Here is an 11,480-nt window from a genome sequence, read left to right as displayed (position 1 = left end):
TATCTTGCATTAGAAAGCTCCGGAGTCACCACCACCTCCACCAGAGCTGTCTCCACCCCCAGAAAAACCACCAAAGCCACCATCACTCCCCCCTCCAAAGTTATTATTGGAGCGGTCTATAGAATTATGTTTTATCGTATCATCAATAGTATCCCACATATAAAGATTCATAAGAAAAGCAGAATTGTCCTTCGAATCCTCATATTCAGAATTGTAAAAAGCACTGGATGACTTTTTAGTGAAAACTTCTGAATGAAGTTCTTCCATTTCTAAAGCTGAAGCATAAATTAAAGCTTCATTAATATCCAAGGAATATGTGGAGTGATTGTTATTTATAAAGCTGCTGAGAAGGTATTTTCTATATGCAAGCCATTTAAGTCTTTCATTATAGAACACATTACTTAGAACAGTTTTCCCCTCTATATCAATATAGAAATTTAGACCTTCGGCATCTTCCTTTACTATGCTCTTCCAATCAAATAATTGGTTTTTAAATCCAAGGGCTTCACCTCTGGAACTTACTTTTTCTTGTATCGATTTAAGGGTAAAGGCCCCGTTCTCTTCATATTGAACGAACCAGTTTATAAAATATTTTAAATGATAATAGGCGTGGCTACTAGTGTTAGTAGTTCTTATAAAACGTAAATCCTTCCCACTATCTGTTTTTTCAAAGCAATAATAACCTTTTTTGCATAAATAAAACAATGTAGAAGGTATAGCAGCATTAGAAATATCCTTTTCATTATATAGATAGTTAACCAAAGCTGGTGGTAGATCACTTGGAGCAGTATCTAAGGTATCTCCTTTAAAGAAAATATATTTACTTCTATATTCTTCAAGAGCCTTTTTAAATTTTTTAGTACTTCTTTTATAAATAAAAATAAATATAGAAGCTAATAAAACACTAATAATTACTGCACCTGAGTAATCTAAATTATTCGCAGAGGAATTATTCTGCCCATTCTTTTGTAAACTATTTGTGCTATTGTTGTTATCTAAATTATTATTAGAAGAGTTACTTTCCATATTTTCAATGGAGTTTGTAGGTAGCTTTAAAAAGTCCGATTGAAAATTGATTTTTATGCCTAAAAGAGAAGTAAGATTATTTCCTGTTACATTAATACTGTTATCATCATAGTTTGTTTTAAACTCTTCCCCATCTACATATAACCAATATTTAAATTTATCAAGATTAAACTTAGAATCTTTTAAGGATAAATTCAAGGTTACCTCTTTAACATTCCTATTATTTTCAACTTTATAAAATCTCCAGTTAAGTTGTCCAAAATCACTGTACTTTTTTGCCGCATCAAGAATTGTATATCTGAATACTAAAGTTTTAATTTCATCAGTACTTTTTGAAAATACTTTTATCTGTGTATTTTCATTAGAATTAATAATTTGATAGGTATTATTTACGGAATCATCAGCAGAAGGTAGTGAAATTAAATTATTATTTTGGTCCTTTATATATACTTGATCTATCTTATGCCCGGCACTGCCCTCCTTAGCAAGATTTCTGTATACACCATTATAACTTCCATGAAAGTTATATGTTACCTCTTCAACAACTTCAATATCACCTTTTTCAGTAATTTTAGCTGATATGTTTAACTTATCTATTGTATAACTGTTATTCTCTGCCTTTACATCTACAGGGGCTATAAAAAATATTAATAGGAGAAATATTAGTAAAATTTTTCTCAAAATAATTGCCTCCTTACATGTTTAATTATATATAAATAGTACTATATTGCCATTTTACCATAAATGTTCAAGGTGAAGTATATACCTTTAGTTTTCTTTGTAATAAAAATACTTGCCTGTAAACTAACTTTTTAAAATCCATCTAATTTATAATAATTGCTACTTAAAACATAATAAAAGATGAAACCTAGTATCTATAACCAAGTTTCATCTTTTATTAAATTTACTATGTCATTATTATAAATTGGTGGATATATTATTTAACTCTACGAGCTGTTATATAATCACCTCTATCTACTGGGGAAATCTTAACAACATCCCCTGTACGAGGAGCATGTATGTAGGCACCATTACCAACGTATATTCCCATGTGAGTAGGATTACCGCCTTTACCATAGAAAACTAAATCTCCAGGCTGTAGCTGATCTCTTGATACAGCAACTCCATCCTTTATCTGGTCATAGGTAGTTCTTCCCACAGAAATGCCAAAGTGTCTGTATACATACTGAGTAAAACCAGAACAATCAAATCCATTCGGTGTAGTTCCACCCCATAAATAAGGTGTGCCTAAAAAATTTGAAGCATATGCCACAACGTTATCACTACTTATAGGTGAGCTGCCCCTAGATAAGGTTATCTTAGGTGCTGCACTTCTTATACTAGCCACCTGATTTGCAGCAGCACTTACTGATGCTTGCTCAGCTGATGCATACTGTCTTTGGTCTTGCTTAGCTTGGTCTATTAGCTTTTTTTGATCATTTTTATTTTTATTAAGTTCATTTAATTTATTCTCATTTTCAGATTTTAATGCTAATAAATTTTTATTTTCTGTTTTTAGCTTGTCTACTTTATCAGCAATTTCTTTTTGTTTTGTTTTATACTTTGAGATAACCTTAGTATCAAAACTTATAATCCTACTAACAGTATCTGCTCTTGAAATAAAGTCTCCCAATCCGTTAGAATCTAAAAGCATACCTAAATACCCACTAGAACCATTTATATAAAGTGCTCTCATTCTACTCTTAAACAATTCCTTTTGTTTGTTCATATCACTTTCAGCTGTTTTCAATTCCTTCTCTGAATTCTCGATATCTTTTTCTTTTACTTGTATTTGCTTTTTATTGTCAGCAATTTTACTCATTATACCTTCTATTTGGTTGTCCAAGTTTTCTATATTTCTTTCAAGTTCTTGGATCTTTGAATATGAATTACTGCTATTTGATACTGGCTGTGCAAAAGCCACATTGTTAAATGTTGCTGTAAACGCTAATACCACTAAAAGCTGCTTTAACTTTTTATTCAATACTCCCTCTCCTTACTTTAATACTTATTTAACATAAATGTATAAATTAACATATTTATATTAAATAATATACTTTGGTAAATTGACATAATATCCACAATAATATTTTACCAAAATACCTGAAAATATATAACCCCACAATTTATTCCATTTTGTCCGATGACTACCCGCTCTAATACTCCCATCTGATTCAAGTTTCCACTTCATGCTTAGAATATTCTTATCTATAAATATCTGAGAATTCTATATTTATATTTTCAACATTAGATTGGTTTGTAAACTCGCTTTTAACTTTCGTATCCTGATCCTCTGAAACTACCTTAACAGGAAGACTTATTATAAACTCTGTGCCTTCTTCGTACTTACTCTTTACTTCTATTGTTCCTTCATGCATCTCAACTAAGGCTTTAACTATAGATAATCCTATACCACTGCCTTCATGACTTCTACTTAACAAAGGATCTACTTGTTTAAATCTTTGGAAAATCTGTGATAGCTTTTCTTCTGGAATTCCTCTTCCTGTATCCTTTACAGAAATAATAACATGGTCATCTTTATCGTATAAAGTAACTTTAATCTTATCTCCCGGTTTAGTAAATTTAGTAGCATTGGAAATTAGATTAAGCAAAATCCTCTCTAGCTTTTCTGCATCAAAAGCCATAACTTTTTCCTCTTGATCTGTATCAAAAATTATCGTTCTCGACATTTGTTGCACATATTGAGCAGTTGACTGGGTTATTTCCTCTGCAACCTGTACTATATTTTGATTGCTCAAATCTAACTTCATAAAACCAGAATCAATTTTGGTCATATCAATTAAGTTATTTACTAATCTTAATAGTCTGTAGCAATTTTGCCTTATACTGCCTGTATAACTTTTTATTTTATCAGTGTTTAGGTCTTCACCTTTACTTATAAGTACATTAAATAACTGAGCTGATGAAAATATAATATTTAATGGTGTCCTTAATTCATGAGACATATTGGCAATAAATTCTGTTTTTAACTTATCATATTGTACCGTTTCTTCCAGCAATCTCTTATTTTCTGCCAACATGTTATTAAAACTATTTGCCAGTATTCCTATCTCATCCTTACTATCTATGTCGCAGCGTACTGTCAAATCACCTTTCCCAGCTATCTCCATACAGGATTTCAACCTATTAATAGGTCTAACTAAAGTATTCGCCAAGAATAATGCTATGATTCCACCAAAAAGAATTACTATTATTCCAGTAACTATTGCCGTTGTCAAAATTGATTTGGATGAAGAATTTAGCTCATCATAATTAGCTGTAGTAACTATATACCAATGCCAAGGTTCAAAGTATTGATAATAACCTATCTTTTTAACTCCATTGTAAGTGTATTCAATAGTTCCATTCTTATTTGAATGCATTTTTTGAACAAAATCATATTCCTTTACATTCTTTCCTTTTTCGAAGGGATGGGTTATCACATTGCCTTCTGAATCTAGTATATATGCATATCCGGTTTTCCCTAATTTGAAATTACTTAGCGTTTCCTCTAAATAATTGTTAAGGATTTTATTTCCTATGCCTATTGCGCCTATAATTTTTTTGTCTTTATCCAGTAATGGTTTCATTCTTGTTAGATAGCCAATACCTTCTATTACAATATTACCGATATATTCTTCATTATTAATTATTTTTTTATAAGAAGCAGAATCATTAGATATATATGTACCTACTACCCTTTTGTCATCTTTAAAAATTGTGGTAGAAACTCTTACTAGCTTATCATTATGCAATAGAAATATAGTTGCAGCGGTACCTGTAGACTTTTTAAGTTCATCAACTACCGTATCATCTAAAGATAACCTTTGCTTTCCTGCATATAAAACAGGCAAATTAAACTCTCCAACCTTTATATTTTCATTATACTCTACCTTTAAATCAACCAAATTATTTAATAAAGTATTGGCAAAGTTTAAGTCCCCGTAAGATTTTTCTGTAAGTAGATCATTTCTTACACTAAGAGTTGTACTAATTGACTCTGTTAAGCACTGACTTTTTTCATTTACCTCATTTAAGACCGCATTATTGGATTTTTTAGCAATCAAAAAACCTAATACACTTACGGCAAATACAATTAAACCCAAATAGCTGATGATAAGTTTATGTTTTACTCTCATTAAAAAACCACTTCTCCTTAGTCATTTATGTCCATTAAATCTAAATTAAAACGAAATATCGCCAGTACTTCTCTATTATTTGACTTGGATATATCAGCTAATTATATCATATTAGTGACAACTTTTCATTGTTTATATTTTAACAAAAGGCAACGATCCTAGACTTGTTAACTGTCAATGACAATCTTTAAAGTTAACAGAAAAGTTATTTAAAAAGTACATATATTAAGTAATCAATTGTGGAGCACATTTTTGTTACTCCCCTTATCTACATAAAATAAAAAAAAGCTGAAGAATATCCAACGTTTATTCTACAGCTTTTGATTTAATCTGTTGTAAATGGTAATAATGCTATGTTTCTTGCTCTTTTTATAGCATCAGTAACTAATCTTTGATGCTTAGCGCAAGCTCCGGAAATTCTTCTTGGAAGAATTTTTCCTTTTTCAGTAACATATTTTCTTAATTTATTTATATCTTTGTAATCTATAAATTCAGCTTTATCCATACAAAAAGAACAAACTTTTCTTTTAGCTCTTCTCATCTTAGCTGAATTTCTTCCGCCTTCTCTATATGCCATGCTTCTCCCTCCTTACCTTTTAGAATGGGATATCTCCATCATCTACTGGAGTTATATCCTCTCCATATGTTCCTTGATTAAAACCTTGAGTTGTTCCAAATTCTCCAGACGTATTATCGTTAAATGATGATCCTGCAACTTTATTTCCACTTCCCCATTCAAGGAATTGGACTTCTTCTGCAACAATTTCAGTAACGTATCTCTTGGTACCGTCTTTAGCATCATAACTTCTTGTTTGAATTCTACCGCTAATACCGATAAGTTTTCCCTTACCTGTATAATTTGCTGTAGATTCAGCCTGTTTTCCCCATACAACTATAGGAATAAAATCGGCTTCTTTCTGTCCATCTTTAGAAAATTTTCTATCAACGGCTACAGTAAAGGTGGCAACAGCTGTACCAGTTCCTGGCGTAAATTTCAACTCAGGATCCTTGGTTAATCTTCCAATTAAAACAACTTTATTCAATTAAAACACCACCTATTTTTCATCTTTAACTATTATGTGTCTTACAACAGTATCTGTTATTCTGAATACTCTGTCTAACTCTTTTGGTAATTCAGGACCAGCAGTAAAGTGTATTAGAGTATAATATCCTTCGCCAACTTTATTTATTTCATAAGCAAGTTTTCTCTTACCCCATAAATCAACGTTTTCTATTACTCCTCCACCATTTTCTATTACTCCCTTAAACTTTTCAACGTTAGCTTTAAAAGCCTCTTCGTCTAATGATGGGTGTAATATAAATATAGTTTCATACTTTCTCATTAAATTCACCTCCTCCCCTTGGACTAACGGCTGTGTTTTACACAGCAGGGACTACAAGATTGTATTTTATCACTAATTTGATTATAAAACAATATATTTTTATTTTAAATATGTTGTTCTTCAGAAAAAACCTCATTTCTTGTCTAATTCATTCAACAATTTTATAACACACTCTTGCAGTTAAAGAAAATACAATTGCATAAATTGCTGCAAAAACAAAGATTGTTACTACAGTAGAAAGCATAAATAAGGACACATTTGTTAAATTGAAAATAGCAAGTAGCTTTGTAATCATAGGAAATGCAAAAACAAGTCTACTATATCCATCATCTCATTTTCTAATCCCAATATAGGTTTATCTAATTCTTGTTTAACCTTGAAGGTTTTGTCCTCAATGATAATACTGTCTTTATCATGCTTCTTCGCTGTTGAAAATTAAATTATTTACTTCTAGTAACTTCATGTTTTCTCCTCCTCATCTCACTTTGACTATACTATGATTATAAGAAAAAAAAGAAATGCCTAGCCATAACTTTAGCTTACATTTCTTCTTTTAGCCTTACAGATTTGTAAGATTGTATAATTTTTATACATTTGAAATATCTTTACAAATATTGATTTTATTATTGGCTTTCTATAGATTTAGTTCTATCAATTACAGTTATATTGATTTTATTTTCTTTAGTCCATTTATCCATCCCCTCCATGCTGTTAAAAGATTTTGTTATTCTTCTTGAAGGTATGAATTTAGGTTCGTATATTAACCAATACTTAGCGTTCATGCTATTCACTCCCTTTTATAGATTTCCAACATTTTTTTATCTTTCTCTTTCTATTATTTGATATTTTAAATTTAATTTATTCAATCATAGTTTTTATAGAACAAAGGTTAATTTTCACTTTTGTTCCAACGTTAACCTTAGAGGTAATAGTTATTCTATGCGAAAGCTTATCAAGTATCTTTTTACAAAGATAAAGACCAATTCCTGTTGCCTTTTTATCCATACGTCCATTATAACCGGTAAAGCCTTTTTCAAACACTCTCGGCAAATCCTCTCTAGCAATACCAATTCCCGTGTCCTCAATTACAAGAACCCTTTTTTTCTCATCTTCCATATATATTAATATTTTTCCACTATTCGTATACTTTAAAGCATTAGATAGTATTTGTTCAATTACAAATGCCAGCCACTTTTCATCTGTGAGTACAGTACAATCCATTTCTTTTAACTCAAGAGTTATATTTTTTCTAATAAACATATGGGCGTATTTTCTAATACTCTGTCTTATAATCTCTAACAAGCTACAGTTTTGAAGCATCAGATCCGATGATGCACTATCGATCCTTAAATAACCTAACACCATTTCAACATATTGTTCAATTTTAAAGGTTTGCGCCAGCAGTTCCTTATTTTCTTCAGTGTGATTACCTTGTAACAGTAATCTCATTGCTGCAATTGGTGTCTTAATCTGATGTGCCCAAAGTGTATAATAATCTATCATCTCTGTCTGCTTAGCATCTACCTTTGAAATCAATTCTGTCTTTTGATTATAAAGTGCATGCAAAATATTTTGGTAGTCAGCTTCAATCAAGTTATTAGTCGAGGGCATTTCCTCTAACCCTGTGCTGACTTGTTTTTTAAGAATATATAATTCACTATGCTTTTTACAATACTTCATAAAATCATAAACTATGAAGATAGCCGCTGCACAGGCTGATAAAAAAGATGCATATACAATCGGCTCAAGTTGTAGAGAATATAGAGAAAAAACCACACTAAAAATAGCAAGAAAAATACTATCCATTATTATTGTTTTCCTGTGATCTTTAACATACCATAATACAATCCACAAAAAAGATTTTTCTTTCATATTATTCCACCATATACCCTATACCCTTTTTTGTTTTAACAAAATCGCAAATACCAATATCCGAAAGTTTTTTTCTTAGACGAGTGACATTAACGGTTAAAGTATTATCATCTATATAGCTGTCACTTTCCCACAGCCTTGTCATAATAGCATCCCTGGAGGTTACTTTACCAATATTCTCAAGCAAGATCTGAAGAATCTTAAATTCATTTTTTGTAAGCTCCACTTTAGTATCTTTGTATTCAAGGGTTGCATTGCTAAGGCTTAATACCACACCCTTATGCTCAATTACGTCCATCTTCCCCCCAAAGGAATATGTCCTTCTTAGTAGTGCCTGCACCTTTGCCACAAGAATATTTAAATCAAAGGGCTTAGCAATAAAGTCATCCCCGCCCATATTTACGGCCATAATAATGTTCATATTATCAGACATAGAAGAAATAAAAATAATGGGAACCTTTGATATTTTGCGAATTTGGCTGCACCAATGATAGCCATTAAAAAATGGTAAAGATATATCCAAAAGGACAAGATGTGGATCAAACTGAACAAGTTCAGCAATAACATCTTTAAAATCAACTATATATTCAGTTTCATAATTCCATTGACATAGACAATTTTTCATTGACTTTGCAATCACTATATCATCTTCAACAATTAAAATTCTGTACATAATTTACTACCACTAGATACCTTTCTAGGATTTTCTTTCCTAATTAGTATATCATACTTTTAGTAAATAGAAGCACATTATCTAAACATAGAACATATAATAATTCTGTAAATCTATGAGAGGAATGATCAATATGTGTAATTCTTATGAACTTTACCCATGTCCTTATTTCCGTAACACACCAAATTATGACCCGGACATGATGTATAATACTTGGGAAGCTTATCCATGTCCTTACTATATTAATCCACCAATGTATACCCCATACATTACCAATCAATATACTCCTTTTACTGATAAAGTGGAGAATAATTCAAGGTATGATTCTTTACAACCTGCAGAAGATCATCGTATAATTCACTTAAAAGATTATGGACCAGAACCCTTTGTAGTTAACATTGATGAGGTTACTAAGCAAAATAATGCTTTTCGTACCACTTTATGGACAGGAAAGCATTTGCAGCTTACTTTGATGAGCATCAAGGTTGGAGAAGATATAGGTTTAGAACTTCATCCAGACGTTGATCAATTTTTACGTATTGAAGAAGGTCAAGGACTTGTTAAAATGGGTGATAGGAAGGATAACTTGAATTTTCAAAGAAAAGTCTATGATGATTTTGCAATCATCATACCTGCTGGTAAATGGCACAATATAGTTAACACCGGTAATAAACCACTTAAATTGTACTCTATCTATGCACCACCTCAGCATCCAAGTGGTACAGTTCATGAAACTAAAGCAATTGCACAAGCTGCTGAAGAGGACCACCACTGATATCAAACGTACTGTGAATGAAGTCTTTAAAAATAGCTTTCTATGACAAAATTAAATTGTTATAAAAAGCTATTTTTTACTGCAAGAAGAAATAAGTCAATGATTTAAGGAAAAACTTATAAATATTACTAAACTGATTTTCTTCCTTCTCAAGCTTAGCAATAAAGTATATTAACTAATACTAGGTATACCTTCTAGTGCAAGGCTTAACAAGAGGATTAAACTTCCTTTTTTTCTATTGAAACTCAACTATCCAAAGTCAAATTTCTCTGTTAAGATAGGTATAAACAATAGGAAATCGATTAATTGATTTCACTTGTAAGTCAATATTCTTAATTTTCAAAAATAGATAAGTTCTTTAAAATATTAAATTAATGGGGGAAGTGACAATGAAAAAGAAGATATTAACTTTGATTTTAGCTTCAGTAATAGGAACAGGTTTATTTCTACCTTATATAACTCATGCACAAACTTTAAATAATACTTATACAGTAGTGGCAGGAGATTCTCTTTGGGGAATATCAAAAAAATATAATGTTACTATTGATAACCTAAAAAAATGGAACGGCCTAACTTCAGATATTTTAAAGATAGGACAAACTTTAAAACTAAATCTTGTTCACACAGTAGTAGCTGGCGATACCCTATGGATCATATCAAGACAATATGGAACCACTACTGATATCATAATGAAGCAAAACAACTTGACAACAAGCACTTTAAAAATAGGACAAGAACTACTAATCGAAGGTATAATCCCCCCTGCTTCAGTAGAAGCTCCTACACCCCCAGTAGAAAAAACTCAAGTGGCTCAAAACATTACTCATACTGTAGTTTCTGGTGATACATTATGGCTTATATCAAGAAAATATAATACTACCGTAGACAACATTGTAAAGCTTAACAATTTGACTTCAACTACATTAAAATTAGGACAAGTATTATTAATTAACGGTACAATGTCACAGACAGAGGTAAAAACACCAACTCCTGCAGTACCAGTAGTTGAAACGGTAAACTATAAGGTAGTTGTTGGAGATAACCTTTGGACTATAGCAAAAAGATATAATACATCAGTAGAAGCTATAATGAAGTCAAATATGCTCGTATCAGATTTTGTAGTACCTACACAAATATTAACTATTCCAGTGAATTCAACTCAAATTGTTAAACCCGTAGGTATTGCCATGATGAAAGCGAGAGTAAATAATAATTTTGGCGATATATACACTTGGGAAAATGCAATGAGACTTTGGACAGTTGGTACAGAAGGTACTTTAAAGGATTTAGGCACTGGTAAAACCTTCAAAGTAAATTACATGGCTGGATCAAATCACAGTGACGTGGAACCGTTAACACTTGCTGATACTAATGTTATGAAGTCTATCTATGGATATTGGTCTTGGAATAATACACACAAGAGGCCAATGGTTCTATATTTCACAAAAGGTGGAGTAAACTACCAAATGGCAGTCAGTCTAACAGCTATGCCTCATGGAGTTGAAACTATTCCTGATAATGGATTTGATGGTCATACTGATTTATACTTCTATAATTCCTTGGGACATGCTAATCCAGTATTAGACGCAAAGCACCAAGCCAACGTCTTAAAGGCTAATGGTCAATAAAATTATAAGTAACTGATATCTAAA

Annotated in this window: 12 protein-coding genes; 2 read left to right on the top strand and 10 right to left on the bottom strand. The window is 31.3% G+C overall.

The genetic code is table 11. The annotated features are described in order from the left end of the window. Window positions 1-9: 9 nt before the first annotated feature. The 10 genes from CLMAG_RS20245 to CLMAG_RS20210 form a co-directional block, all read right to left on the bottom strand. Entirely contained in the window at window positions 10-1,707 is a 1,698-nt protein-coding gene (locus CLMAG_RS20245) for a DUF2207 domain-containing protein (RefSeq protein WP_066626737.1), read from the bottom strand. Between the two features lie 256 nt (window positions 1,708-1,963). Further along, a complete protein-coding gene (locus CLMAG_RS20240) occupies window positions 1,964-3,010 on the bottom strand; it encodes a C40 family peptidase (protein ID WP_066626736.1) in 1,047 nt (348 codons plus the stop codon). A gap of 220 nt (window positions 3,011-3,230) precedes the next feature. Continuing rightward, on the bottom strand, window positions 3,231-5,165 hold the full coding sequence (locus tag CLMAG_RS20235) for a Cache 3/Cache 2 fusion domain-containing protein (protein WP_066626735.1): 1,935 nt from the start codon (window positions 5,163-5,165) through the stop codon (window positions 3,231-3,233). Between the two features lie 325 nt (window positions 5,166-5,490). Then, window positions 5,491-5,742, bottom strand: coding sequence for a 30S ribosomal protein S18 (rpsR, locus tag CLMAG_RS20230; RefSeq protein WP_066626733.1), 252 nt, complete (start codon window positions 5,740-5,742; stop codon window positions 5,491-5,493). A gap of 19 nt (window positions 5,743-5,761) precedes the next feature. Beyond that, complete coding sequence (locus tag CLMAG_RS20225) at window positions 5,762-6,208, bottom strand: single-stranded DNA-binding protein (protein WP_066626731.1); 447 nt, start codon at window positions 6,206-6,208, stop codon at window positions 5,762-5,764. Between the two features lie 12 nt (window positions 6,209-6,220). Further along, a complete protein-coding gene (gene rpsF / locus CLMAG_RS20220; protein WP_066626729.1) occupies window positions 6,221-6,508 on the bottom strand; it encodes a 30S ribosomal protein S6 in 288 nt (95 codons plus the stop codon). A 148-nt stretch (window positions 6,509-6,656) separates the two neighbouring features. Next, window positions 6,657-6,803 (bottom strand): hypothetical protein, encoded by a 147-nt coding sequence (locus CLMAG_RS32595; protein ID WP_161487006.1) that lies wholly within the window; start codon window positions 6,801-6,803, stop codon window positions 6,657-6,659. Window positions 6,804-7,131: 328 nt separating this feature from the next. Then, the gene (locus CLMAG_RS32590) at window positions 7,132-7,290 is read right to left on the bottom strand and encodes a hypothetical protein (RefSeq protein WP_161487005.1); all 159 of its coding nucleotides are present in this window, start codon (window positions 7,288-7,290) and stop codon (window positions 7,132-7,134) included. 76 nt (window positions 7,291-7,366) lie between these two features. Next, on the bottom strand, window positions 7,367-8,380 hold the full coding sequence (locus CLMAG_RS20215) for a sensor histidine kinase (RefSeq protein WP_066626727.1): 1,014 nt from the start codon (window positions 8,378-8,380) through the stop codon (window positions 7,367-7,369). A 1-nt stretch (window position 8,381) separates the two neighbouring features. Further along, entirely contained in the window at window positions 8,382-9,053 is a 672-nt protein-coding gene (locus CLMAG_RS20210) for a response regulator transcription factor (protein ID WP_066626725.1), read from the bottom strand. A gap of 133 nt (window positions 9,054-9,186) precedes the next feature. Between CLMAG_RS20210 and CLMAG_RS20205 the strand changes: the two genes are divergently transcribed. Both CLMAG_RS20205 and CLMAG_RS20200 read left to right on the top strand, forming a co-directional pair. Then, complete coding sequence (locus tag CLMAG_RS20205; RefSeq protein ID WP_066626723.1) at window positions 9,187-9,828, top strand: cupin domain-containing protein; 642 nt, start codon at window positions 9,187-9,189, stop codon at window positions 9,826-9,828. Between the two features lie 389 nt (window positions 9,829-10,217). After that, window positions 10,218-11,456 carry a LysM peptidoglycan-binding domain-containing protein gene (locus CLMAG_RS20200; protein ID WP_066626722.1) on the top strand — a complete coding sequence of 413 codons (1,239 nt, stop codon included), beginning with the start codon at window positions 10,218-10,220 and terminating at the stop codon, window positions 11,454-11,456. The last annotated feature ends 24 nt before the right edge of the window (window positions 11,457-11,480 follow it).

Origin of the sequence: Clostridium magnum DSM 2767 (genome assembly GCF_001623875.1) — a bacterium.
In the GTDB taxonomy this organism is placed as follows: domain Bacteria; phylum Bacillota; class Clostridia; order Clostridiales; family Clostridiaceae; genus Clostridium_AM; species Clostridium_AM magnum.
This window is presented reverse-complemented; position numbering and strand designations above follow the sequence as displayed.